We start from the raw sequence: 23,770 nt of genomic DNA, 5'->3' as shown, positions 1-23,770 counted from the left end.
TATCCTGGTCCCTCAAGCAACGTCCCGTTAGGGGCACCCCCGACTGCCTGGGAGCCCGACCGTGCTCATCACGGGCCAGCCCCCTGAGCAATTACAAAAAATGCAAACTCTCCAACGGTATTATTGTCGCCCGCGATGGTGAAGAGGCGCTACGGATGCTGTCTCTTCGCGATCCGGAAACCGGATGGCCAACCCAGCTACCCGCGGTCGTCCTGCTCGAACTCGATCTCCCGAAAATCGATGGGCTGGAGGTGCTGGAACGGGTAAAAAGTAACCCGGCCGTCCGGCACGTTCCGATCGTCATGTTTACGGCGTCATGCGAGGACAACGACATCATGCTCAGCTATGAGTTGGGCGCGAATGCGTTCGTTGTTAAGCCCATGGATTCCGAGGCTTTATCGGAGGCGATCCGTAGTTTGAGCGCGTTCTGGGCCAGCCTGAACCAGTCGCCAGCCAGTTGCTTCCAGGGGTCGGCTGCGCCTTTTCAATGAGTGCTTGCCGCCGGTCGCAGCGGCAATGTCCCATCGCCCGAGCCGGTGGGCGGACCGGTTTCGGGCTGAGGAGTTCGATCAGGGGGTCCTCGGAAAGGGGGGAAACCCGCCGCGGAGGTCCGGGCGGGCTGCGTCTTCGGCGCTGATCGCCGGTGCTGGACTGGTGACCCAAGCGTCCTTAGGTCATGAGCAGGAAGCGTCGAACGTCGTCGCAATCTCCAGCGCTGTGGAGGTTACAGCCACGCCTTTAGCTCCCTTACACGAAAGCAAAGCCTCGACGTAGTCACGGAACGCTGGTTCAGCCTTGCCGACGATCCCATGCCTCATGAAATGGCGTTGGTATTGGTACGTGCTGGTCCACAACGCGGCAATAACTCCCTGTGGATCGACGATGACGGTCAGCGGGAGGTCGGTGACGGATTTCGGCGCCGGAAGGTCGCGGGGTGATGGGGCGCGGCTGTCAAGCACGGCGATGTAGTCCATACGCAGCCCCTTTCGCCGCTGATAGTCCAGGTCGCGTCGGAACGCCCCTTCGAGGTCGGTCTCGCTGGGACGCGGGGAAACGAGCATTACGACAGGCACATCGGGGTGGGCCTTCATGAAACTCTCGACCGAAGGCCGCTCTCCAATGCACGGGATGCACCATTCGGCTCCCCGCTTGAAAAGGAACCACTTGCCACGAAACTCCGCCGTTGAGCGACGCACACCGTCCTCGCCGTGAAATGTGTAGATCGGCAGTGTGTCCCCTGCTGTGAAGCCGTAGGCCGGTTCCCCAGCAGCCGGCGCAGTCAGAGTTGCAATTGAGAGTAGTGCCAGCAGTCCACAAAAGACGTTACGGGAAGCTGTTAAGGTTGGAGGCGTTCTCATTCTCATCTCGCACGAGGTAGGCTCAATTTTCTATCACGCGCCGTGCCGCTGAGCACTATCGCTTGTCGAGCCACCGGGCTGCTGACATGCCGACCCCAGCGCAATAGCCTGCCGACGATCAGCCCGCCTCGAACAGCGCCTTCTCCGCCGCCCGGCGCTTCTTCAGCCCGTCGAGCTGGACCTTCTTGCCGTTGACCGTGGCGTAGACCCACTTCGAGAACTCGGCCGCCGCCCCGGCATAGTCGCCCTGGTTCAGCAGGCGCAGCAGGGTCGAGGACTGCAGCGCACCGGCCCCCAGGTTGAACACAAATGAGGCGAGCGCCCCGCGCTGCCGATCGGGCAGCGGCACCTTGACGAGCTTGTCCACCGCCGCGGCGGCATCGGCCATGTCAGCGCGCAGGAACACCTCGGCCTGGAGGCTGGTGATGGTCTGGCCCATCTTCACCCCGGCGGTGTGGCCGTAGCCGACGGTCGGCACGCCAGCGGGGCAGAGGTAGGCGTCGAGGTACAGGCCCTCGAAGCGCCGGACCAGATCGAGGGCGTCGGGGTGGATTTCGCGCGGGATCGCCGCGCCGGAGGGCGTGGTGGTCATTTCGACATATTCCCATTGTGGTTGTTTAGGGCGGCGGCGTCACATAGGATTCGCCGATCTGCCTTCCAGGGCAGATTTAGCTGAACCTTGGCGGCTCACTGTGGCCGCCATTCTTTTGGTTCCGTCAGCTTTCGCGCCGGCTTGATCATTGCGGCGGTGCTGCCGTAGAGGATCCCCTCCCTCTTGGAGGAGACTCATGCGCTGCCCGCACTGTCACTCGATGGCGACGACCGAGCGTTCGGACCGAACGGCGCATGGCTATCGGCGGCATTGTCACGAGGACGGTGGCAGGCCGTCGGCCACGCCGCTATCCTGATCGAATGTCGCCGCTCTCGTATGCCCGCCACCAGTTCCCGCCCCCGATCATCCAGCACGCGATCTGGCTCTATCTCCGGTTCACGCTGAGCTACCGGGATGTCGAGGATCTGCTGGCCGAACGCGGCGTGTAGGTCTCCTACGAGACGGTGCGCCGCTGGGTCCTGAGGTTCGGACCGGCGATCGCCGGCAACCTGCGGCGCCTGCGGCCGCGACCCAGCCCACGCTGGCATCTGGACGAGATGGTCGTAAAAATCGGCGGCCGGCTGTTGTACCTGTGGCGGGCGGTCGATGATGAAGGCGAGGTCCTGGAGGTGCTCGTCCAGCGCCGGCGCGACAAGGCTGCGGCCCTCAAGCTGATGCGCAAGCTGCTCAAGAAGCACGGCTTCGCACCCACCCAGGTCACCACCGATAAGCTCCGCTCCTACGGGGCCGCCTTCCGCGAGATCGGTCTGACGGCTCGCCATGAACAAGGCCGGCGACGCAACAATCGGGCCGAGGTCTCGCACCAGCCGGTCCGGCGACGCGAAAGGAAGATGCAGCGCTTCAAGTCCCCTGGCTCTGCATAGCGCTTCGTCGCCCTGCATTTCGCCATCTACAACACCTTCAACCTTCAGCGCCACCTGGTCTCCCGTGGCAGCCTGCGTGCTTTCCGGGCGCAGGCGATGGCCGAGTGGCACGCCGCCACCGCCGCGGCGTGAGCCAGTCGGAGATTTGGGCGATCTGCGCGTCGGTTCAGTTCGTGTGACAATGCCCAAGAGCTGCATAGAGCGCGGTCTTTCCGACCTTGATCCGCGCCGCGGCTTCACAAACCGTGAGACCTTGGGCAAGGAGCGCCTTTGCCCGGCGCAGCTTGTCCTCGGTCACCACCGGCGTGCGCCCGCCCTTCCGGCCACGAGCGACAGCAGCGACCAAACCGGCACGGGTCCGCTCCCGGATGAGGTCACGCTCGAATTGGCTGAGAGCACCGAAGATGTGGAACACCAATCGGCCGCCGGGTGTGGTCGTGTCGATCGCTTCGGTCAGCGACCGAAAGCCGACGCCACGGGCCTCCAGCATATTCACCGTTTCGATCAGGTGCGGAAGAGATCGGCCGAGACGGTCCAGCTTCCAGACCACCAGACTGTCGCCGGCCCGCGCGAAGGCGATGGCCGCCGCCAGACCAGGCCGATCAGCCTTGGCTCCGGATGCTTGATCCTGAAAGACCCGCTCGCAGTCTGCCTTAGCCAAGGCGTCGAGTTGCAGCGCCGGATCCTGATCAGCGGTCGAGACTCTGGCATAGCCGATGTTCGCCACCGCCCGATCCGTTTGTCCGGAAACCCGTCCGACAAACTATGTGTCCGGAAAGCCGTCGTCAACGCGGGTTCCCGGACAGTTTGGCGGCTGGCCGTCAAACGGCGGTATGAAGGACAGTCTGAATAGCAACCTTAAAGGCATCCTGCCCATCGATTGGCGGCGTGCCTTCGCCGCCCCCCAAAAGGCAGATGCGGATCGCACAGGCTGCCCTCTGTCACGTGATGCGCTACATCTGGAAGGTCGTTCCCTCTGGTCGTGCTCGATGTCTGCTGAATCCCCATTGTCCAATGATCCTCCACCTCATCCTGGTGCCGTGCTGCGCAACTGGGTTCTGCCCGAACTTCGGTTGACGGTGACCCAGACGGCTCAGGAGTTGGAAATCGCCCGCCAGACGCTCCATCGCGTGTTGGCTGGCAAGGCCGCAGTCACGCCGGAGATGGCGGCCCGACTGGCCCGGCTCTGCGGCATGCCCGCCCACTTCTGGCTCGACCTTCAGCTGGCGCATGATCTCTGGCATGCCCAGCATGCCCTTGCCGATACCCTGGAACGCATCCCAGTACATGCGCTGCCCGATACCCTCAAAACGGACATCCTGACCCGCCATGGCCGTACCTGATGAACTGCCGCGCAAGGCGCGAACCGGCGTCGCCGGGCTTGACGACATCCTCGCCGGCGGGCTCACCCGTGACCGGGTTTTCCTGCTCGAAGGCAGCCCGGGCACCGGCAAGACCACGGTGGCCCTGCAGTTCCTTTTGGAGGGTGCAGCAGCCGGAGAGACGGGGCTCTACATCACCCTGTCGGAAACCGAGGAGGAGCTACGCGACGCCGCGGCAACGCATAACTGGACGCTTGGCGAGGAGATTTCGGTCTTTGAACTGGTTCCGCCGGAAAGCCTGCTCGACGGGGCCCACCAGCAGAGCTTGCTCTATTCCGCGGACCTGGAGCTCGGTGAGACGACCAGGCACCTGTTCGAAGCGATCGAGCGGGTTAAACCGATGCGGATCGTTCTCGACAGCCTGTCGGAAATCCGCCTGCTGGCCCAGGACTCCCTGCGATACCGTCGCCAGATCCTCGCTCTCAAGCACTATTTCGCCCGGCATGGCGCCACCGTGCTGCTACTCGACGACCTCACCACCGATACCATGGACAAGACAGTCCACAGCATCGCGCACGGTGTGATCCGCTTGGAGATGGTATCGCCGGCTTACGGGGCGGAGCGGCGGCGGCTGCGCGTGCTCAAGTACCGCGGCCAAGCCTTCCGTGGCGGCTTTCACGACTTCGCCATCACCACAGGCGGCATCCGGGCGTTTCCCCGGCTCATCGCCGCGGAGCACCGCAAGGGATTCACCGGAGAGCGTTTGGCCAGCGGTATCGACGAACTCGATACGCTGCTCGGTGGCGGGATGGAACGTGGATCGAGTTCCCTGATCATAGGCCCCGCCGGCACCGGAAAGTCGCTGTTCGCCCTTCAGTTCACCGTTGCCGCCGTCGAGCGGGGGGAGCGGGCCGCGCTGTTCGTCTTCGATGAAGAACTCGGTCTGCTGTTCGCCCGGACGAGGGCGATGGGCCTTGATCTCGAAGGCTTGCGCGACCGCGGCAGCCTGCTGATCGAACAGGTGGACGCGGCGGAGATGGCGCCCGGCGAATTCACTCATCGGGTGCGCGCCTGCATCGACCACCATCAGATCCGCACCGTGGTGATCGACAGCCTCAACGGCTATCAGGCGGCGATGCCAGAGGAGCAGCTTCTGGTCCTGCACCTGCATGAATTGCTGCTTTACCTGAACCGGCAAGGCGTCACGACCTTCCTCACCATCGCACAGCACGGCCTGATCGGTGACATGCAGGCGCCAGTCGATGTTACCTACCTTGCCGATACCGTCGTGTTGCTACGCTATTTCGAAGCGCTGGGCCGGGTTCGCCGGGCGATTTCAGTGATCAAGAAACGGGCCGGACCGCATGAAGACACGATCCGCGAATACCGGATCACCGAGCGCGGCATCAGCCTCGGACCGCCGCTGGAGGAATTCCAGGGCGTGTTGCGCGGCGTGCCCGTCTACAGCGGCCAAGGCGGCCCGTTGCTCCAGGACGATCCGGTGTGAGCAGGACAGAGTCCATGGAGCGTGCGCTGATCCTGGCGCCGCGCGGACGGGATGCCGCCGTCGCATCCGCTCTGTTGGGTGAGGTTGGGATCGCCGCTCAATCCTGTCCCGACCTGACGGCATTGTGCCGTGCGCTGGACGACGGGGTGGGGTTGCTCATCCTGGTCGAGGAGGCCGTGCGCACCGCCGACCTCCAGGGACTCGTCGCCTGGATTGGCGCGCAGCCGCCTTGGTCGGACCTCCCGGTGGTGCTGCTCACCATGCGCGGTGACGGCGCAGAGCGCACGCCGGAGGCGGCCCGCCTGACCGAATTGCTTGGCAACGTCACCTTCATCGAGCGGCCCTTCCACCCGACCACGCTGGTCAGCGTGGTGCGCACCTGCTTGCGCGGACGCAGGCGCCAATATGAGGCTCAGGCACATCTGGTCGAGCGCGACCGCCTCCTGGCCGACTTGGCCAGCGAGCGGGCACGCTTTGCCACCCTGATCGAGCACCTGCCGGTCGGCGTTTCGCTGATGGACCGGGATGGCCGGATCATGCTGTGCAATCCGGCCTTCGAAGGGTTCGTGCCGGATGCCGTGATCCCATCCCGGCAACCGGACGAAGACAACGGCTGGATCGGGCAGGACGAAGATGGACGCCGCCTGACCCGGGATCGGTTTCCCGGAGCGCGGGCTTTACGCGGCGAAATGGTTCATGGCGTCGAGTTCACGTATCAGCTGCCCGACGGGTTGATGACCTGGGTTCGGGTCAGCGGCGTGCCGGTGCGCAATGGCATGGGCCAAGTGGTCGGGGCGCTCGCAGTCATCGTCGACATCGGCGCCCAGAAGGCCGCGCAGGAGGCCCTGCAACGTCTCACGACGACGCTTGAGGCCACGGTGCAGGAGCGCACCCGCGAATTGGAGGCGACGCTGGAGCGCTTGCGCGCCGAAATGCGCGACCGCGAACGCGCCGAAGAGCAGTTGCGCCAGACGCAGAAGCTGGAAACCCTCGGCCAGTTGACCGGTGGCGTCGCGCACGATTTCAACAATCTGCTGATGGCGGTGCTCGGCAACCTGGAACTGCTGCGCAAACGCCTTCCCGACGATCCGATGACGGAGCGCCTTTTCGATGGGGCCATGCAGGGGGCACAACGTGGGGCGACGCTGACCCAGCGGCTTCTGGCCTTTGCCCGCCGTCAGGATTTGCAGCCACAGGCAGTCGACCTCGTGGGCCTGCTGGAGGGCATGCGGACCTTGCTGGAGCGCTCTGTAGGACCGCGCGTGGTGGTGCGGATCGAGGCGCCTACGGACCTGCCGCCGGTCCTGATCGATCCCAACCAACTCGAGCTGGCGATCCTGAATCTCGCCGTTAATTCCCGTGACGCCATGCCGGATGGTGGCACGCTGACTGTGTCGCTGGACGAGGCGCCGGTTTCCGTGACCTCCGGACTGACGTCGGGTGTCCACCCCTGTCTTTGCGTGCGGGACACCGGCACGGGCATGGATGCGCAGACCCTTATGCGGGCGATCGAACCGTTCTTCTCGACCAAAGGCATCGGCAAGGGCACCGGGCTCGGCTTGTCGATGGTCCACGGCTTGGCGGTGCAGTCCGGCGGCGCGTTCCAGTTGTCGAGCGTGCCGGGCCAGGGCACGCTCGTGGAACTGTGGTTGCCGAAGGCGACGTCACCGGTCCGAACGGCCGAGCTGCCGCAGGCTCCGACCACCGCCGCGTCCCCTGCCGTGGTCCTCGTGGTCGATGACGATGCGCTGATCGCCATGAGCACCGTGGACATGTTGGCCGATCTTGGACACACGGTCCTCGAAGCGAACTCCGGCAGTGACGCGCTCGACCTTCTGCGCAGCGGGCAGGTGGTTGATCTTCTGATGACGGATTACGCGATGCCTGGAATGACCGGCGTCGAACTTGCCCAGGCGGCCCGTTCCATGGCTCCGAACCTGCCGGTGCTTCTGGCGACGGGCTATGCCGATCTACCGGAAGGCATCGACGCCGATCTGCCCCGCCTTACCAAACCATATACACAGGCCCAGCTCGCAATGGCCACCGCGAAGCTGTTGCCCAAGGCGACGGCGACGTCTGCGCTTACTAAGCAGAATGACGGTTTTCATCCAGCCTCACATGCTGGACGGTACTGATGAAATAAACGTCAAATGTAGATCAGGCGAAGGAGCTATCGACATCCGTGTCCGTCAAAGGGTAGCAATGCGGACAGTCGGGCAGCGTGGCTCCGTGACAAGCGGTCCTGCGTTCGTTCATAACCCTCCCCCGTCATGTGCCAGCCTCGGGGGCTGGCGCCGGCTGGAGAGGGAGATGGCGTGCCGCGACATCGTTTGTTGCCCGACACGGAGTTACGGCAGCTTCTTGGCATTCCCGCGGATCGGGATGCTTTGGCGCGTCGCTTCACGCTCACCCCGTCGGATCAGGATCTCGTTCTGACACGGCGGGGCGCAGCTAACCGGCTGGGCTTTGCCGTGCAGCTGGCGCTGCTTCGGCATTCCGGCCGCGCGCTTGCCCAGATCGAGGAACCGCTCGACGCTCTGGTCGCCTGGATCGCCACCCAGATTCATGTGCCGGCGCACCTGTTCACCGATTATGCGCGCCGACCCCAGACGATGACCGATCATGCCCGGCAACTCGCCGCCATGCTCGGGTTGCGGCCATCGACCAATCTCGATCTTCCCTTCATGATCGAAGCGGCCGCCCAGGCCGCCTGGACCACGAACAGGCCGGAACCGATCGTCACCGCCATCGTCTCCGGCCTCCGCTCCCAAAACTTCATCCTGCCGGCATTGCCGGTGATCGAGCGCACCGGCGCCGCTGGGCGCGCCCGTGCCCGCAAGCGGGCGGTGGATGCTCTGCTTGCCGGCCTCACCGACGAGCAACTGGCCGAACTCGACCGTCTGCCGGTGGTCGATCCTGACCTCGGCGGGGCGCCGAGCCGCTGCGGCGCAAGCGTCTCAAGGACTGATGGGGCAGGGCGCCAGCCCCAGTTCCATGTGTGGGACGTGGGCTTCATGAAAAAGGGCGGACCCGGTTGGATCCACCCCATTCTGCGTCTGTTCTGTCAAGTTCCAGCTTCGCTTGATCTCAGCCTTTCTCAATCATTGAGTGAAACTTCTCAATCATAGAGTTAAAGTTTCTCAATCATAGAGTTCGGTTTCTCAAGCTTTGCGTTAAGGACCACCTTCACAAGATTTGTTTACACGTCGAGGTTGGCAACCTTCAGGGCGTTCTCCTGGATGAACTCGCGGCGCGGCTCGACGATGTCGCCCATCAGGGTGGAGAAGACCTCCTCAGCCTGGTCGGCGTGGTTGACCTTCACCTGCAACAGCGAGCGCTTGGTCGGGTCGAGCGTGGTTTCCCAGAGCTGGTCGGGGTTCATCTCGCCCAGGCCCTTGTAGCGCTGGATCGTCACGCCGCGGCGGCCCAGCTCCATCACCGTGTCGAACAGGGCGACGGGGCCGGTCAGGCTGCGGCTTTCCTTCTGCTTCTCGAAGGCGCGGCCCGGCTCGGCGTAGACGCGTTTGAGGTCCGCCGCGATGGCGTCCAGCTTGCGGGCCTCGGCGCTCTTCAGCAGGTCGGCGTCCAGATGGTGGCGGTGCGTCACGCCGCGGCGCGTCCGCACCAGCGCGTAACCGCCCTGGAGCAGGCTCTCGCCACGCCAGCCGCCTTCCACGTCCAGCGCGTTGAGCCGGGCGGCCACCGCCTCGGCCGCCTGCTGCGCCTGGGCGGTGTCCTGGGACAGCGCGACCGACAGGGCGCCGCTCACCGCCGCCGATTCCACCACCGACAGGTTGCCGGCCTTGCGGGCCAGCGTCTCGATGTGCAGGCGGGCGCCGCGGGCCTGCTCGACCATTTCCCGCAGCGGCTCGCCGTTCAGCAGGGAGCCGTCGGCGGGGCGCACGGACAGGTCGCCCAGCGCCGCCTCGATCAGATACTCCTCCAGCGCCCGGTCGTCCTTCAGGTACCGCTCCTTCGCGTTGCCGCGCTTGATGCGGTAGAGCGGCGGCTGGGCGATGTAGAGATAGCCGCGCTCGATCAGCTCCGGCATCTGCCGGAAGAAGAAGGTCAGCAGAAGCGTGCGGATGTGGCTGCCGTCCACGTCCGCGTCGGTCATGATGATGATCTTGTGATAGCGCGTCTTGTCCGGGTTGAACTCGTCGCGCCCGATGCCGGTGCCCAGCGCCGCGATCAGCGTGCCGATCTCGGCCGAGGACAGCATCTTGTCGAAGCGCGCCCGCTCCACGTTCAGGATCTTGCCGCGCAGCGGCAGGATGGCCTGGAACTGGCGCGACCGGCCCTGCTTGGCCGAGCCACCCGCCGAATCGCCCTCCACGATGAAGAGTTCGGACAGCGCCGGGTCGCGCTCCTGGCAGTCGGCCAGCTTGCCGGGCAGGGACGCGATGTCGAGCGCACCCTTGCGCCGGGTCAGCTCGCGCGCCTTGCGGGCGGCCTCACGGGCGGCGGCGGCCTCGACCACCTTCTGGACGACGCGCTTGGCGTCCGCCGGATGCTCCTCGAAATACTGGGCGAGGCATTCGCCCACCACCGCCTCGACCACCGGGCGGACTTCGGAGGAGACCAGCTTGTCCTTGGTCTGGCTGGAGAATTTCGGATCGGGCACCTTCACCGAGAGCACGCAGGTCAGCCCCTCGCGCGCGTCGTCGCCGGAGAGGTTGACCTTCTCCTTCTTCGCGATGCCCGACTCGTTGGCGTAGTTGTTGATCGCCCGAGTCAGCGCCGCGCGGAAGCCGGCGAGGTGGGTGCCGCCGTCCTTCTGCGGGATGTTGTTGGTGAAGCAGAGGGTCGTCTCGTGGTAGCTGTCGTTCCACTGGAGCGAGCATTCTACGGTGACCACGCCGCCATGCTCGGTCGGGCGTTCCGCCTTGATCGAGATCGCCGGCTTGTGCAGCGGCACCTTGGACCGGTCGAGCCAGTTCACGAAGGCTTCCAGCCCGCCTTCATAGTGCAGGTCCTGGACCTTGGGCTCCACCCCGCGGGCGTCGGTCAGCACCAGCCGCACGCCGGAGTTCAGGAAGGCCAGCTCGCGCAGCCGGTGTTCCAGCGTCGCGAAATCGAACTCGGTGTTGGTGAAGGTATCCTTGGACGGCAGGAAGGTGACTTCGGTGCCGGAGAGCGGCTTCTGCCCGCCGTTGCCGTCGTCGACCATCGGGGCTGCGCCGATGTCGGCCAGCCGCTCGTCGGCGACGCCGTGGCGGAAGCGCATGAACCATTCGCGGCCGTTGCGCCAGATGCGCAACTCCAGCGTCTCCGACAGGGCGTTCACCACCGACACGCCCACGCCGTGCAGGCCGCCCGACACCTTGTAGGAGTTCTGGTTGAACTTGCCGCCGGCGTGGAGCTGGGTCATCACGACCTCCGCCGCCGACACGCCTTCTTCGGAGTGGATGTCGGTGGGGATGCCGCGCCCGTTGTCGCGCACCGTGACCGACCCGTCGGCGTTCAGCTGCACCACGACCGCGTCGCAGTAGCCGGCCAGCGCCTCGTCGATCGCGTTGTCCACGACCTCGTAGACCATGTGGTGCAGTCCGGAGCCGTCATCGGTGTCGCCGATGTACATGCCCGGACGCTTGCGCACGGCGTCCAGCCCGCGCAAGACGGTGATCGATTCCGCGCCGTAATCCTGCTGCGGGAGGTCGTTCTTCAGTGCTTCCTGTGCCATGGCTCGACTATAGCAGACTGCGTTGGGTTTCGGCGGAATACCGTACTTCGGTAGGTGATTTTCTGGGCTTTTGAGCCCATTTTCGAACGCTAGGCCGGGGTCACGGTCGCATCCTCGATGTAGAAGCGTTTGGCCGCTCCGCCGAGCGGTCCGAAGACCGAATCGTCGGTGCCGGTCATCCAGGCCTGGGCGCCCAGCGCCAGGATCTCGTCGAACAGCGCCTCGCGCCGCTGCGGGTCGAGATGGGCGGCCACCTCGTCCAGCAGCAGCAGCGGGGCGGCCCCGCGCTCCGCCGCCAGAAGGCGGGCGTTGGCCAGCATGATGGCGATCAGCAGCGCCTTCTGCTCCCCGGTGGAGCAGAGCGCCGCCGGCATGTCCTTCTGGGCGTGGCGCACCGCGAGGTCGCTCTTGTGTGGTCCCAGCGTGGCGCCGCCGCCGTCCGAATCGGCGCGCCGGCTGTCGCGCAGCGAGCGGCGCAGCGCGTCCTCGGCGGCCAATGCCGGGCCCTCGTCGAGCCAGTGCTCCACCGTGCCCTGGACCGTCAGGTCGGCGCCGGGGAAGGGGCCGACGGCCCGCCCGCAGGCGGCGCGCAGCCGCTGCACCACGTCGCGGCGGGCGGCGGCCACGGCGACTCCGGTGGTCGCCATCTGGTCCTCCAGCCCGCCCAGCCAGCCCTCGTCGCCGTTCCAGCCGCGATGCCCCTCGCGCAGCAGGCGGGCGCGCTCGCGCAGGGCGTGCTCGTAGCGGCTGAGCCGGCCGGCGTGAGCAGGGTCGAAGCCGAAGACGAGGCGGTCGAGGAAGCGGCGGCGCCCGCTGGAGCCTTCCAGGAACAGCCGGTCCATCTGCGGGGTCAGCCAGACGACGGCGACATGCTCGGCAAGCACCGTCTGGCCCTTGGCGGGATGGCCGTCCACCCGGACGACGCGGCGGTCGCGCTCCGCTCCGGACGCTGCCTGCGGGCCGATCTCACGGCCGGTGCCGATCTCCACGGGGCCGGTGGGGGTGTTCAGAACGGCGGCGACCGCCCAGCCGGTGCCCGCGCCATCGCCAGCGCTGCCACCGATCCGCTCGACCTCCGACAGCTTGGCGCCGCGCAGGCCGCGTCCGGGAGCGAGGAAGCTGACGGCTTCGAGCAGGTTGGTCTTGCCGGCGCCGTTCGGCCCGGTCAGCACCACCGGGCGGTGGTCGGGCTCCAAGCGCGCGCTCTCATAACCGCGGAAGCGGGTCAAGGTCAGGCGCGTCACCGCCAAGGCGGCCGGAGTGTCCACAACCGGGGCGGGATGGGGCGAAGTCTGTCTGGCGTCGAGCAAAGCGTCCGATCCGGGATGCGGGGACCGGGCCGCCGCACCCCGTCAAACACGGGGTCCGGAGCGCGCCGGCCCGAAAAGCGCCGATCCGTCCGGACCGGTCACACACGCATCGGCATCAACACGTAAAGGGCCGTGGAGTCGGCGACGTCGCGCACGATGGTCGGCGAGGCGGCGTCGGCCAGCGAGAAGCGCGCGCCCTCGCCCTCGATCTGCTGCGTGATGTCGAGCAGATAGCGAGAGTTGAAGCCGATTTCCAGGGGGCCTTCCTGGTAATTGACTTCCAGCTCCTCGGTGGCGCTGCCGGCCTCGGGGCTGGTCGCCGACAGGGTCAGCGTGCCGCGGGTCAGCGACAGCTTCACCGCCCGGCTCTTCTCGGTGGAGATGGTGGCGACGCGGTCCACGGCGGCGGCGAACAGCTTGGCGTCCACCTCCATCGTCTTGTCGTTGCCGACCGGGATGACCCGCTCGTAATCCGGGAAGGTGCCGTCGATCAGCTTGGAGGTCACGACCACCGAATCGAAGGCGAAGCGGATCTTGTTGTCCGACAGCGACAGCTCGATGCGGTCGGCGGCTTCGTCGATCAGCTTGCGGATCTCGTTCACGGTCTTGCGCGGAACGATGACGCCGGGAATGCCGGCGGCCCCCTCCGGCAGCGGCATCTCGACCCGGGCCAGACGGTGGCCGTCGGTCGCCACGGCGCGCAGCACCGGCAGCTCGGCGCCGCCGGCCTTGGCCTTGGCGGCGTGCAGGTAGATGCCGTTGAGGTAGTAGCGCGTCTCTTCGGTCGAGATGGCGAAGCGGGTGCGGTCGACCAGCGCCCGCAGGTCACCCGCCGTCAGGTCGAAGCGGTGCGGCAGGTCGCCGCCAGAGAGCTGCGGGAAATCGTCGACCGGTAGGCAGGACAGCTTGAACTGCGACCGGCCCGCGCGCAGCGTCAGGATGGTGCCGTCGCCGCCGATGTCCAGCTCCACCTGGCTGCCGTCGGGCAGCTTGCGCACGATGTCGTACAGTGTGTGGGCCGGGGCGGTGGTGCCACCCGCGCGGGTCACCGTGGCCGGGACCGTTTCGACGATCTCCAGATCCATGTCGGTGGCGGCCAGCGACAATTCGCCGTCGCTCGCCCGCAGCAACACGTTGGACAGGATGGGGATGGTGTTCCTGCGCTCCACCACGCTCTGCACATGACCAAGGGACCGGAGAAGGGCGGCGCGTTCGATGATGATGTTCATGCTGGTCGTCGTCTCGGCAGGTCGTGTTTTTTTGCGATTCGCAGGTGTACCCATGCCGGTCCGGCCTCAGGCCAGCGGGCCGGAACGGGGGCGCATGATACCACAACGTCGGTTTTGCCGAACCAAATTCGTTCGGCACGGCCGGGCGGTCGCCGGAAAGGACGATTCCGGCCCATCCGGTGGTCCGTGATGCCCCCGCGGGGTGCTGCCGTAGGGGGATTGCAGGCGGTTGTGCAAGGGCGCCGATTCGCTTCCGCAGCGATTCTAGCGCCCGCCCTCCGCCGCGAATTGCGCGTCCAGGCCGGCGCGGTAGTCGGGGTATGTCAGATCCACGCCGAGCTGGCGCTTGATGCGGTCGTTCTTCACCCGGCGGCAGTCGGCGTAGAAGCTGGCGGCCATCGGCGACAGCCCAGCCTCCGCGAATGGCACCAGGGGGGGCGGTTCGACCCCCAGCAGGCCGCAGGCGTAGCTCACCACCTCGTGGGAGGGGGAGGGCAGGTCGTCGGCGACGTTGTAGACCGCGCCCAGCGTCGGCTTGTCCATCGAGGCGCGCAGCGTCGCCGCGATGTCCTCCACATGGATGCGGCTGAACACCTGCCCGGGCTTGTCCACGCGCCGGGCGGTGCCGTCGCGCACGTTGTCCAGCGCGCTGCGCCCCGGCCCGTAGATGCCGGCCAGCCGGAAAAGATGCATCGGCACGCCGTACTGGCGGTAGAGGTTCAGCCAGCCGCGCTCCGCCTCGACGCGGCGCTCCTGCCGCTCGCCGGTGGGGCGCAGCCACGCCGCCTCGCCCACCCATTCGCCCTTGGTGTCGCCGTAGACTCCGGTCGTGGAAAGATAGCCGGCCCAGTCGAGCGTCCGCAGGTCCGCCAGGTCCATGGCGTGCTGGTCGAGCACCGGGTCGCCCCGCTCGTCGGGCGGCACGCTGACCAGCAGGTGGGTGGTGCCGGCGAGTGCCGCGCAGGCGTCCTCCAGCGGGCGGCCCCGGTCGAACAGGAACGCCTCGATGCCCTGCGCCTCCAGGGCGGCGCGCTTGTCCTCGCCGCGGCAGGTGGCGGCGATCCGCCAACCCTCGGCCTTCAGCCGGTCGGCGAACACGCGGGCGGTGAAGCCCAGGCCGAAGACGAACAGACGGGGTGAGGCCATGTCTTGCGGGGTCCTTGCGTCGGAAGCGGCAATGACGGAGTGTAAGGCCGCCATGAACCGACGCAACGCTTACCTCATCACGGCCGCGCTGGCGCTCTTCTCCGCCAGCCCCGCCTTGGCCGCTCCCGCCGTCGATCACAACCGGGAGTTCCAGGCCTGCCTGACGCTGGCCGAGAAGCGCCCGGCCGAAGCGCTGGAGAGCGCGCAGACCTGGCTGAACCGCGGCGGCGGCGACCATGCCCGGCTGTGCCAGGCGCTGGCGCTGTTCCACAAGGGCGACTTCACCACCGCCGGGGCGCGGCTGGAGGAGCTGGCCCCCGTGCTGGGCAAGGACGACCCGAAGGCCGGGGCCTCGATCCTCGGGCGGGCCGGCTGGGCGTGGCTGCGCGCCGGCGACAACGCGCGGGCGGAGCGGGCCTACAGCCGCGCCCTGGCGCTCCAGCCGGACGACGTGGACCTGCTGATCGACCGCGCCATCGCGCGGGCCGAGACGGAGCGCTTCTGGGACGCCGTGGCCGACCTGGACGCGGCGCTGAAGAAGGACCCGCGGCGGGCCGAGGCCTATCTCTACCGCGCCGCCGCCCACAAGGCCCTGGCCAACGACCGGCAGGCCGTCGCCGACATCGACCGCGCGCTGGAACTGCGCCCCGGCGATCCCGACGCCCTGCTGCTGCGCGCCACCATCAAGGCGCAGGCCGGCAACCTGCCGGGCGCGCGGGAGGATTGGAGCCAGATCGTCCGCAACACGCCGAACAGCGCGGCGGCCAAGACGGCGCAGGCCAACCTCGACCGCTCGGCCAAGGCGCCAGCGCCCGCTCCCGCCCCGGCAGCCAACGCGAAGGGGCCGGCGGCCCCCGCAAAGCCCTAGTCGCAGTAGGGCCGTTACGCTCATTTCACAAGGCTCCTGCGACATTTAGCCGGCTGGACGAGTGCGAACGCTTCGCAGGATCATTCGCGGCGAAGAGGGGCGGCCACGGACGCGCCCCCCACCTCCCGGTGCGATCAGGTGCAGCCATGAGCGGTCATCCCACCCCCGAAACAGGCCAGTCCCCCGGCGGACGGCATTTGGGCGAGTTGAAGAAGGGCGAGCGCGCCCGCGTGACCGGCGTCGATGAGCGCGGGGTCGTCACCACCCTTCCCGAAGGGGAACTGGAGCGGCGCATGATCGAGATGGGGCTGGTCGAAGGCTCCCAGGTCGAGGTCCTGCACGAAGCCTTTCCGGGCCGCGACCCCATCGCCATCCGCGTGAACGAGCACACGCTGGCGCTCCGCCGCGCCGAGGCGCGCGCCGTGCTGGTGGCGCCCGCCGCCTGACGCGCGGCGCCACGAACCGTCTTCAAAGCACCCCCCTGCAAGGACATCCGGCCATGTCGGTCCTGGACTCCGCCCTGCCGCCGCGCATCGCGCTGGTCGGCAACCCGAACTGTGGCAAGACCGCCCTGTTCAACGCGCTCACCGGTTCCCGCCAGAAGGTGGCGAACTACCCCGGCGTCACCGTGGAACGGAAGATCGGGCATTTCGTCAGCCCGCTCGGCCGCCGCGTCCAGGTGATCGACCTGCCGGGCACCTACAGCCTGCGCGCCCGCTCCCCCGACGAGGAGGTGACCCGCGACGTCGTGCTCGGCCGCTTCTCGCACGAGGACAGCCCCGACCTGCTGGTCTGCGTTGCCGACGCCACCAACCTGCGCCTGAACCTGCGGCTGGTGGTCGAGCTGAAGCGGCTGGGCCGTCCGATCATCCTGGCGCTGAACATGATGGACGCGGCGGAGAAGCGCGGCTGCCGCATCGACGCGGCGGCCCTGTCCGCGGCGCTCGGCGTGCCGGTGGTGCCGACCGTCGCCATCCGCCGCGGCGGCGTCCAGCCGCTGCTGGAACAGATCGACGGGGCCATGGCGAGCGATGCGGCGGAAAGCCCGGCGCCCTGCGGCTGGAGCGAGCCCTCCTCGCGCGACCTGCGGGCCTATCACCAGGAGGTCGAGGGGTTGCTGGCCGGCTGCGTGGCCGACGCCGGCCTGCCGCCGCTGGCGACCCGGCGGGTGGACGCCGTTCTGCTGCACCCGGTGTTCGGGCTGGCCTTCCTGTTCCTCGTGCTGTTCCTGATGTTCCAGGCGGTGTTCGCCTGGGCCGAGGCGCCGATGAACCTGATCGACGGCGCGGTCAGCGGCCTCAAGGACTGGGTGGCGGCCACCCTGCCGGACGGCGCGTTGCGCAGCCTGCTGACTGACGGCATCATCGCCGGGGTGGGCAGCGTGGTCATCTTCCTGCCGCAGATCCTCGTGCTGTTCTTCTTCATCCTGGTGCTGGAGGCGACCGGCTATCTCGCCCGCGCCGCCTTCCTGCTGGACCGGCTGATGGGCGGGGTGGGGCTGCACGGGCGGGCCTTCATCCCGCTGCTGTCCAGCTTCGCCTGCGCGGTGCCCGGAGTCATGGCGGCGCGCACCATCGAGAACCGGGCCGACCGGCTGGCGACCATCATGATCGCCCCGCTGATGACCTGCTCGGCCCGGCTGCCGGTCTACACGCTGCTGATCGCGGCCTTCGTGCCGGACCGTCCGCTGCTGGGCGGTCTGGTCGGGCTGCCGGGGCTGGTGATGTTCGCGCTCTACGCCGCCGGCATCCTGTCGGCGCTGGCCGTCGCCTTCGTGCTGAAGAGCACGGTGTTCAAGGGTGCCCGCGAGCCGCTGCTGATGGAGCTTCCGGCCTACCGCCTGCCCAACCCGCGCGACATCGCGCTGGGCCTGTTCGAGCGCGCCAAGGTCTTCCTGGCGCGGGCCGGCACGACGATCTTCGCGCTGATGATCGTCATGTGGTTCCTGGCGAGCTTCCCCGCCGCGCCGGAGGGGGCGACCGAGCCGGCCATCCAGTATTCCATCGCCGGCATGATCGGCCACGCGCTGGAGCCGCTGCTGGCGCCGATCGGCTTCACCTGGCAGATCGCCGTGGCGCTGGTGCCGGGCATCGCGGCGCGTGAGGTGGCGGTCGGCGTGCTTGGCACCATCTACGCGCTGAGCGAGAGCGGCGACGCGTTGCAATCCTCGCTGGCCGGGGCTCTGGCCGCCTCCTGGAGCCTGCCGACCGCCCTGTCGCTGCTCGCCTGGTACGTCTTCGCCCCGCAATGCGTCGCCACCCTGTCGGTGGTGAAGCGGGAGACCAACGGCTGGTTCTGGCCGGCGGTGATGTTCGCCTACATGATCACGCTGGCCTACGGGGCGAGCTTCGTCACCTACCGCGTCGCGTCCGCGCTGCTGTAAGGGAAGGGGAGGGCACGGCCATGTGGCAGGATCTGCTGGTCGCGGTGGTGGTGGCGCTGGCCGCGGCGTGGACGGTGTGGCGCGTGATCCTTCCGGCCGGGCTGCGCGCCCGCCTGCTGGGCCGAGCCGCGCCGAAGGGCGCCGGTTGCGGCGGCGGGTGCAAGGGCTGCGGCCCGGCCGGCGGCGGTTCGGGCTGCCACTGAGCGGGAGCGCCTACAGGGCGGGGACCCGGACGGCGCCCCTCTTGACCGCGTACATCGCCTGATCGGCGTGGACGATGAGCTGCTGGGAATCCCGTCCGTCCTGCGGGTAGACCGCGACGCCGATCGACAGGGCGAGCGGCAGCTGCAGCCCGTCGATCAGGATGGGATCCTCCAGCGCCGCCCGGCACTTGTCGGCGACGGTTTCCGCCCCGGCGCGGGTGACCTCCACGTCCAGGATGATGGCGAACTCGTCGCCGCCGATGCGGGCGATCAGGTCGGACTTGCGCAGCAGGCCGGACAGGCGGCGCGCCACCACGCGCAGCACCTCGTCGCCCCGGCTGTGGCCATGGGTGTCGTTGATCGGCTTGAAACCGTCGAGGTCGATGTAGAGCAGGGCGAACAGGGTGCCGCCGCGTTCCGCCCGATCGATGGCCTGTTGCAGCCGCTGATGGAACATGGCGCGGTTCGGCAGGCCGGTCAGGGCGTCGTGGTGGGCCATATGGGCCATGCGCGCCTCGCTTGCCCGCAAGGCGGCTTCCTGCTCCCGCAGCTTGCCCAGCAGATAGTTGAAGCCCTGCACCAGCTCCCCGACCTCGTCCATGCGGCGGACCGGCAGGGGGGCCAGCTCGACATGCCCATCGGCCATCTGGTGCATCCGCCGCGCCGCCTCGGTCAGCGGGCGGAAGAAGCGGCGCATCCCGATGAACAGAACGGTCACGGCGAAGGCGGCGATCATCAGGCTGTTGGTGGCGATGAAGGTCTGGAGATCGCGCACCCCCTCGAACGCCTCCGCCGTGGGCAGCCGGGCGACCAGGAACCAGCCCGCCGTCGGGACCGCGGCGATGGCGGACAATTCCTCCACCCCCGCCGCGTTGACGGTGATGCCGGTGCCGCGGTAACCGGCCATGGCCCGGTCGTGCAGCGGGTTCACCCCCTCCGGCGGAGTAGCGGTCAGGATCATCCCGTGGTCGCTGGCCGACACAAACAGCCTGTCGCGGGGGGACACCAGAAGGAAGCCGCCGCTGCGCCCGATGCGGTTTCCCTGGACCAGATTGAGAAAGCCGGGCGATGACAGGGCGGTGGCGCCGGCAAGCACCGCGACCGGGCGTCCGGTGGCATCGGTGACCGCCATCGCCATGACCACCATGGGTTCTGCGTCGATGGTGGAGCGGGCGGGTCGCCCGATCACCGGTTCGCGGCCATCCAGCGCGGACCGGAACCAGTCGCGGTCCGAAACGTCGAAATCGGACGAACGCTCCCGTTCCGGATAATCGGCGATCACCCCGCGGCCATCCGGCCGGACGACCATCAGCCCGCGCGAAAACAAGGGCGCGATCTCGTGATGCGTCTTCAGCCAATCCCGCAGGGCTGCGGGATCGCTGAGGCTCGCAAACGGCAGGCTTCCGGTGGCGCGGCGCAGGAGGTCGAGCCGTGCCTTGATCTTCTCGTCGATGTCGTGGGCAACGTAGGAGGCGGTCGATTGCTGTTGGGACGAGGTCAGGTTGTTGAGCTTGTCCTCTAAGAAGGAGGACAGAACCCAGATGCGCGCGCAGGCGCCGATCAAGACCAGCGCTAGTCCAAACAGCATAAGACGCACGATGACGCTGCGGCTCTGCCGGCGCATTTCATCGGCCACCGCGACGAGCATTCGCAAGCTCCGCTCCTCCAAGAAACCGTCCGCACATTTCCCAGATGGATAGGCTTCCTGCCCACCGCCGCTCGAAGATAAACGATGCTGTGCCCATCCGGAAGACGCAAAGGACGCTAAATCTTCGACAAAAGCACCAGAACTGATTGAAAAAACGAAATATTTCCACCGCTGGGCGAACAGTGGCGGCGCCGATTCGCGCGCCTTCCCATTCTCGGTTCCCCACCCGTGATTCAGCGGCCCCGCTCTTCATCGGCTTGCCATACGCACGGGCAGGCCACCGATACCTCCGTATAGTTTCCAGGCCGGACCGCCTTCGGCACTGTTGTGACGCCGACGAGGTTCCGCGCTGCCCATGGAAAGGCCGGTGTCCGCCTTCCCCTCGCGCCGCGGATCTTTCGCGCGCCCGAAAAATGGAGGGGGTTTTGAGCACGATCTCGACCAAGGACGGCACCCGCATCTTCTACAAGGATTGGGGCAGCGGACAGCCGGTGGTCTTCTCACACGGATGGCCGCTCAGCGCCGACGCCTGGGACGGGCAGATGCTGTTCTTCGGCCAGCAGGGCTATCGGGTCATCGCGCACGACCGGCGCAGCCACGGCCGGTCCGACCAGACCTGGAGCGGCAACCACATGGACCAGTACGCCGACGATCTGGCCGAACTGCTCGACGCTCTGGACGTGCGCGACGCGGTGATGATCGGCCATTCCACCGGCGGCGGCGAGGTCGCCCGCTACATCGGGCGCCACGGCACCGGGCGCGTCGCCAAGACCGTGCTGGTCGGAGCGGTGCCGCCGATCATGCTGAAGACCGCCGCCAACCCCGGCGGCCTGCCGATGGAGGTCTTCGACGGCATCCGCAAGGGCACCTACGACGACCGGTCGCAGTTCTTCCTCGACCTGACCATGCCCTTCTACGGCTTCAACCGCGACGGGGCCAAGGTGTCGGAAGGGCTGCGGCAGTTCTTCTGGCTTCAGGGCATGATGGCCGGGATCAAGGGCGCCTACGATTGCATCCAGCAATTCTCGGAAACCGATTTCACCGAGGATGTGAAGAAGATGGCGCTCCCGACGCTGTTCATCCACGGCGACGACGACCAGATCGTGCCGATCGACGCGGCGGCCCGCCGCGCCGTGGAGATCGCGCCGCAGGCGACGCTGACGGTCTATGAGGGGGCGCCGCACGGCCTGACGGCCACCCACCAGGACCGCTTCAATGCCGACGTGCTTGCTTTCATCAAGGGGGCGTGAGCGGGCGCCGGTCAGGCATCGCCGGCGAGGGTCACCTTGTCGGCGATGCGCACCAGATCGGGCAGCGACCGCGCCTGCATCTTGCGCATTACGTTGGCGCGGTGGACCTTCACGGTGATCTCGCTGAGCTGCAGCTCGGCGGCGATCTGCTTGTTGAGTTGTCCGGCGGCGACGAGCCGCATCACCTCCCGTTCGCGCGGGGTCAGGCTGCGGAACCGTTCGCGAAGGTCGCAGAGGACATCCAGGTTGCGGCGGCGGTCGCGGTCGCGTTCGATGCCGGTATGGACGGCGTCGATCAGATCCTGGTCGCGGAAGGGCTTGGCCAGGAACTCGATGGCGCCGGCCTTCATCGCCGTCACCGACATGGGAATGTCGCCGTGGCCGGTGATGAAGACGACCGGCAGATGGATGTCCGTCCCGCTCAGCTCGCGCTGGAATTCCAGCCCGCTCTGGCCCGGCAGCCGCACGTCCAGCACGAGGCAGCCCGGCGCGTCGGGCAGGCGCTGCTGCAGGAACTCCTGCGCCGAGGCGAAGGGCAGGGCGGTCAGCCCGACGGAGCGCAGCAGGCTGACCAGTGACTCCCGGATGGACGGGTCGTCGTCGATGATGGCGACGAAGGGCGTCTCCACGGCCATGGCGGAGCGGTCGGTCATCGCGTCCGCTCCAACGCCGCCCCGGCCTCGGGCCGCTCCGGCTCGTCGTCGGCGGGCAGGGTGAAGCGGAAGACGGCGCCGTGGGGCTGGTTGGCGGCCACCCACAACCGGCCGCCATGGGCCTCCACGATCGACTGGCAGATGGTCAGCCCCATGCCGATTCCATGCTCCTTGGTGGTGAAGAAAGGTTCGAACAGCCGCCCCTCCTGCGCCGGTTGCAGACCGGTGCCGCTGTCCTCCACCGACACGATGACGTCCGTGAGCCCGCGGCGGCGCGAGCGGATGCTCAGCACGCGCGGGCGGTCGGTGACCGCGGCCATGGCGTCGTCGGCGTTGGCGATCAGATTGAGCAGGACCTGTTCGAGCTGCACAGCGCTGCCGTTGACCGGCGGCAGGCGCTGCTGGAGGTCGGTGCGCACGGCGATGCGGTTCAGGCGCCGTTCGCCCTCCGTGCGGTCGAGCGCGCTGCGGATCACACCGTTGATGTCCAGCCGGCTCCGCTGGGGCGGCGCCTTGCGGAAGGAATCGCGGATGCAGGCGATCACACGCGCGGCGCGGTGTCCATCGTCGGAAATCCGCTTCAGCGCCGCCCGCACCTCCACCAGATTGGGCGTCGGGCGGTCCAGCCAGCGCAGCCCGGCACCCGCGTTGGTGACCATGCTCGCCAGCGGCTGGTTGACCTCGTGCGCGATGGAGGCGGAGAGGGCCTCCAGGCTGGCCAGGCGCGCGTCGCGCACCCGCCGTTCCGCTGCCACCGAACGGACCAGCCGCCCGTAGAGCGTCGTCATCTCGGCCAGCAGGACCAGCAGGACGATGCTGGAGGCGGCGAGCCCGAACACCCGCCCTGACCACCAGCCGGCGCTGAAGCGGCCGCCGCTGATGAAGCTCAGCAGGCAGGTCTCGATGGCCCAGGCGGCCAGCACGACCATCAACCAAAGGTCGAGGACCGAGAGCCGCTGCCGTGCGAGGACGGCCAGCGCCGCGGCGCAGAGCGCCAGCGCCGTCACCGGCACGACCCGCCACAGCGGCGTTTCCCGCATGGTGTCGACCATCAGCCGCGGCAGAAGGGCATCCTCGGCCAGCGCCAGGGCCGTGAGGCCCCCGGCCAACGCCATCGCCAGCGCCATGCCGCCGGCGATGGCGGGGAGGGCCGGGCGGTGCGCCTCGCGCGGGCCGGACTCCATGGCCTTGAGCAGCGCGTAGGCAAGGATGAACAGCGGCAGGCCGAGGCGGCGCCCGGCGGCGACAATGGCCGTGCTCTGCAGGCCGGCGCCGAGCAGCCCGGCCGGCGCGAAGACGCCGGGAAAGGTCAGCGCCCAGGGAACGATCAGCAGCGCCGTGACCAGATAGCCGGCGGCCAGCGCCAGCAAGGCCGGTGAGCGTTGCGTGGCGTAGAGCGCGAAAAGCAGGACGGCGGTCATCAGCTCGGTCAGCAGGACCGCGGTGGCGTAGGCGGGCAGCAGGACCGCCGTCCCGTCCGGAGTCAGGCGGGCGAACGGGGCGGCGATCGCCAGCGCGACCAGAAGCCCGGCCACCGTGCCGATGGCCAGCCGCGTCTGCCCGGCCCGGGGGGGCAGGGTCGCGAGAAGAAACCGCTGGTCTCCAGGGTCATCGCCCGTGCGCATCACCGTCGCTCGCTCGCCCGTCGGGTCACGTCCGCCTTCAACCCTGCCCTCAACCCTGTCCTTTACCCCGTCCGGCACCGGCGGCGAGCGGCGCCTTGGCCTGATATAC

General features: G+C 67.9%; 20 protein-coding genes and 1 pseudogene. 11 read left to right on the top strand and 10 right to left on the bottom strand.

What is annotated here, in order from left to right:
* The first annotated feature begins 47 nt into the window (after positions 1 to 47).
* Positions 48 to 491, top strand: a complete 444-nt coding sequence (locus tag FHW79_RS16905) for a response regulator (RefSeq protein ID WP_183180030.1) — start codon at positions 48 to 50, stop codon at positions 489 to 491.
* Positions 492 to 674: 183 nt separating this feature from the next.
* On the opposite strand, the gene FHW79_RS16900 is transcribed toward FHW79_RS16905, so the two are convergent.
* Positions 675 to 974: a hypothetical protein gene (locus tag FHW79_RS16900; RefSeq protein ID WP_247884429.1), complete on the bottom strand. Its 300-nt coding sequence runs from the start codon at positions 972 to 974 to the stop codon at positions 675 to 677.
* A gap of 502 nt (positions 975 to 1,476) precedes the next feature.
* Positions 1,477 to 1,950, bottom strand: a complete 474-nt coding sequence (locus FHW79_RS16895; protein WP_183180010.1) for a lysozyme — start codon at positions 1,948 to 1,950, stop codon at positions 1,477 to 1,479.
* A gap of 320 nt (positions 1,951 to 2,270) precedes the next feature.
* Here FHW79_RS16895 and FHW79_RS16890 point away from each other — a divergent pair.
* Positions 2,271 to 2,966, top strand: a pseudogene (locus FHW79_RS16890) (IS6 family transposase).
* A 34-nt stretch (positions 2,967 to 3,000) separates the two neighbouring features.
* Here FHW79_RS16890 and FHW79_RS16885 read toward each other — a convergent pair.
* Positions 3,001 to 3,561 (bottom strand): recombinase family protein, encoded by a 561-nt coding sequence (locus FHW79_RS16885; RefSeq protein WP_183180009.1) that lies wholly within the window; start codon positions 3,559 to 3,561, stop codon positions 3,001 to 3,003.
* Between FHW79_RS16885 and FHW79_RS32755 the strand changes: the two genes are divergently transcribed.
* From FHW79_RS32755 to FHW79_RS16865, 4 genes are all read left to right on the top strand, one after another.
* Positions 3,551 to 4,177: a HigA family addiction module antitoxin gene (locus tag FHW79_RS32755; RefSeq protein ID WP_247884428.1), complete on the top strand. Its 627-nt coding sequence runs from the start codon at positions 3,551 to 3,553 to the stop codon at positions 4,175 to 4,177. The genes FHW79_RS16885 and FHW79_RS32755 overlap by 11 nt on opposite strands.
* The gene (locus FHW79_RS16875) at positions 4,164 to 5,663 is read left to right on the top strand and encodes an ATPase domain-containing protein (RefSeq protein WP_149651773.1); all 1,500 of its coding nucleotides are present in this window, start codon (positions 4,164 to 4,166) and stop codon (positions 5,661 to 5,663) included. Before FHW79_RS32755 ends, FHW79_RS16875 begins: the two co-directional genes overlap by 14 nt.
* Positions 5,664 to 5,677: 14 nt before the next feature.
* Positions 5,678 to 7,798 (top strand): ATP-binding protein, encoded by a 2,121-nt coding sequence (locus FHW79_RS16870; RefSeq protein ID WP_211108324.1) that lies wholly within the window; start codon positions 5,678 to 5,680, stop codon positions 7,796 to 7,798.
* A gap of 198 nt (positions 7,799 to 7,996) precedes the next feature.
* Positions 7,997 to 8,791: a DUF4158 domain-containing protein gene (locus tag FHW79_RS16865; protein WP_183180007.1), complete on the top strand. Its 795-nt coding sequence runs from the start codon at positions 7,997 to 7,999 to the stop codon at positions 8,789 to 8,791.
* Positions 8,792 to 8,862: 71 nt separating this feature from the next.
* Here the strand turns inward: FHW79_RS16865 and gyrB are convergent, their stop codons facing one another.
* The 4 genes from gyrB to FHW79_RS16845 all read right to left on the bottom strand — a co-directional run bounded on the left by gyrB (position 8,863) and on the right by FHW79_RS16845 (position 15,031).
* Positions 8,863 to 11,346: a DNA topoisomerase (ATP-hydrolyzing) subunit B gene (gene gyrB / locus FHW79_RS16860; RefSeq protein ID WP_183180005.1), complete on the bottom strand. Its 2,484-nt coding sequence runs from the start codon at positions 11,344 to 11,346 to the stop codon at positions 8,863 to 8,865.
* Positions 11,347 to 11,435: 89 nt separating this feature from the next.
* Positions 11,436 to 12,656 carry a DNA replication/repair protein RecF gene (recF, locus tag FHW79_RS16855; protein ID WP_211108323.1) on the bottom strand — a complete coding sequence of 407 codons (1,221 nt, stop codon included), beginning with the start codon at positions 12,654 to 12,656 and terminating at the stop codon, positions 11,436 to 11,438.
* Positions 12,657 to 12,754: 98 nt separating this feature from the next.
* Complete coding sequence (dnaN, locus tag FHW79_RS16850) at positions 12,755 to 13,885, bottom strand: DNA polymerase III subunit beta (protein ID WP_014197767.1); 1,131 nt, start codon at positions 13,883 to 13,885, stop codon at positions 12,755 to 12,757.
* A 264-nt stretch (positions 13,886 to 14,149) separates the two neighbouring features.
* A complete protein-coding gene (locus tag FHW79_RS16845; protein ID WP_183180004.1) occupies positions 14,150 to 15,031 on the bottom strand; it encodes an SDR family oxidoreductase in 882 nt (293 codons plus the stop codon).
* Positions 15,032 to 15,083: 52 nt separating this feature from the next.
* Between FHW79_RS16845 and FHW79_RS16840 the strand changes: the two genes are divergently transcribed.
* The 4 genes from FHW79_RS16840 to FHW79_RS16825 all read left to right on the top strand — a co-directional run bounded on the left by FHW79_RS16840 (position 15,084) and on the right by FHW79_RS16825 (position 18,485).
* A complete protein-coding gene (locus tag FHW79_RS16840; protein WP_247884427.1) occupies positions 15,084 to 15,899 on the top strand; it encodes a tetratricopeptide repeat protein in 816 nt (271 codons plus the stop codon).
* Between the two features lie 146 nt (positions 15,900 to 16,045).
* Positions 16,046 to 16,345, top strand: coding sequence for a FeoA family protein (locus FHW79_RS16835; protein ID WP_174445529.1), 300 nt, complete (start codon positions 16,046 to 16,048; stop codon positions 16,343 to 16,345).
* Between the two features lie 53 nt (positions 16,346 to 16,398).
* Positions 16,399 to 18,282 (top strand): ferrous iron transporter B, encoded by a 1,884-nt coding sequence (locus tag FHW79_RS16830; RefSeq protein WP_183180001.1) that lies wholly within the window; start codon positions 16,399 to 16,401, stop codon positions 18,280 to 18,282.
* Positions 18,283 to 18,302: 20 nt separating this feature from the next.
* Entirely contained in the window at positions 18,303 to 18,485 is a 183-nt protein-coding gene (locus FHW79_RS16825) for a hypothetical protein (RefSeq protein ID WP_183180000.1), read from the top strand.
* 10 nt (positions 18,486 to 18,495) lie between these two features.
* Here the strand turns inward: FHW79_RS16825 and FHW79_RS16820 are convergent, their stop codons facing one another.
* A complete protein-coding gene (locus FHW79_RS16820) occupies positions 18,496 to 20,133 on the bottom strand; it encodes a GGDEF domain-containing protein (protein ID WP_183179998.1) in 1,638 nt (545 codons plus the stop codon).
* A 425-nt stretch (positions 20,134 to 20,558) separates the two neighbouring features.
* On the opposite strand from FHW79_RS16820, the gene FHW79_RS16815 reads away from it, so the two are divergent.
* Positions 20,559 to 21,383 carry an alpha/beta hydrolase gene (locus FHW79_RS16815; protein ID WP_183179997.1) on the top strand — a complete coding sequence of 275 codons (825 nt, stop codon included), beginning with the start codon at positions 20,559 to 20,561 and terminating at the stop codon, positions 21,381 to 21,383.
* 11 nt (positions 21,384 to 21,394) lie between these two features.
* Here the strand turns inward: FHW79_RS16815 and FHW79_RS16810 are convergent, their stop codons facing one another.
* Both FHW79_RS16810 and FHW79_RS16805 read right to left on the bottom strand, forming a co-directional pair.
* On the bottom strand, positions 21,395 to 22,036 hold the full coding sequence (locus FHW79_RS16810; protein WP_183179995.1) for a response regulator transcription factor: 642 nt from the start codon (positions 22,034 to 22,036) through the stop codon (positions 21,395 to 21,397).
* On the bottom strand, positions 22,033 to 23,661 hold the full coding sequence (locus FHW79_RS16805; protein WP_183179994.1) for an MASE4 domain-containing protein: 1,629 nt from the start codon (positions 23,659 to 23,661) through the stop codon (positions 22,033 to 22,035). Before FHW79_RS16805 ends, FHW79_RS16810 begins: the two co-directional genes overlap by 4 nt.
* Positions 23,662 to 23,770 lie beyond the last annotated feature (109 nt).

Origin of the sequence: Azospirillum sp. OGB3 (assembly GCF_014192915.1) — a bacterium.
GTDB lineage: Bacteria > Pseudomonadota > Alphaproteobacteria > Azospirillales > Azospirillaceae > Azospirillum.
This window is presented reverse-complemented; position numbering and strand designations above follow the sequence as displayed.

Bases quoted from the DNA above. Each gene is read 5' to 3' on its own strand.
- FHW79_RS16900 (WP_247884429.1), bottom strand. From the start codon at position 974: ATGGACTACATCGCCGTGCTTGACAGCCGCGCCCCATCACCCCGCGAC.
- FHW79_RS16820 (WP_183179998.1), bottom strand. From the start codon at position 20,133: ATGCTCGTCGCGGTGGCCGATGAAATGCGCCGGCAGAGCCGCAGCGTC.
- FHW79_RS16830 (WP_183180001.1), top strand. From the start codon at position 16,399: ATGTCGGTCCTGGACTCCGCCCTGCCGCCGCGCATCGCGCTGGTCGGC.
- FHW79_RS32755 (WP_247884428.1), top strand. From the start codon at position 3,551: ATGTTCGCCACCGCCCGATCCGTTTGTCCGGAAACCCGTCCGACAAAC.
- FHW79_RS16845 (WP_183180004.1), bottom strand. From the start codon at position 15,031: ATGGCCTCACCCCGTCTGTTCGTCTTCGGCCTGGGCTTCACCGCCCGC.
- FHW79_RS16875 (WP_149651773.1), top strand. From the start codon at position 4,164: ATGGCCGTACCTGATGAACTGCCGCGCAAGGCGCGAACCGGCGTCGCC.
- FHW79_RS16835 (WP_174445529.1), top strand. From the start codon at position 16,046: ATGAGCGGTCATCCCACCCCCGAAACAGGCCAGTCCCCCGGCGGACGG.
- FHW79_RS16805 (WP_183179994.1), bottom strand. From the start codon at position 23,661: ATGCGCACGGGCGATGACCCTGGAGACCAGCGGTTTCTTCTCGCGACC.
- FHW79_RS16870 (WP_211108324.1), top strand. From the start codon at position 5,678: ATGGAGCGTGCGCTGATCCTGGCGCCGCGCGGACGGGATGCCGCCGTC.
- FHW79_RS16810 (WP_183179995.1), bottom strand. From the start codon at position 22,036: ATGACCGACCGCTCCGCCATGGCCGTGGAGACGCCCTTCGTCGCCATC.
- FHW79_RS16895 (WP_183180010.1), bottom strand. From the start codon at position 1,950: ATGACCACCACGCCCTCCGGCGCGGCGATCCCGCGCGAAATCCACCCC.
- gyrB (WP_183180005.1), bottom strand. From the start codon at position 11,346: ATGGCACAGGAAGCACTGAAGAACGACCTCCCGCAGCAGGATTACGGC.
- FHW79_RS16840 (WP_247884427.1), top strand. From the start codon at position 15,084: ATGAACCGACGCAACGCTTACCTCATCACGGCCGCGCTGGCGCTCTTC.
- dnaN (WP_014197767.1), bottom strand. From the start codon at position 13,885: ATGAACATCATCATCGAACGCGCCGCCCTTCTCCGGTCCCTTGGTCAT.
- FHW79_RS16825 (WP_183180000.1), top strand. From the start codon at position 18,303: ATGTGGCAGGATCTGCTGGTCGCGGTGGTGGTGGCGCTGGCCGCGGCG.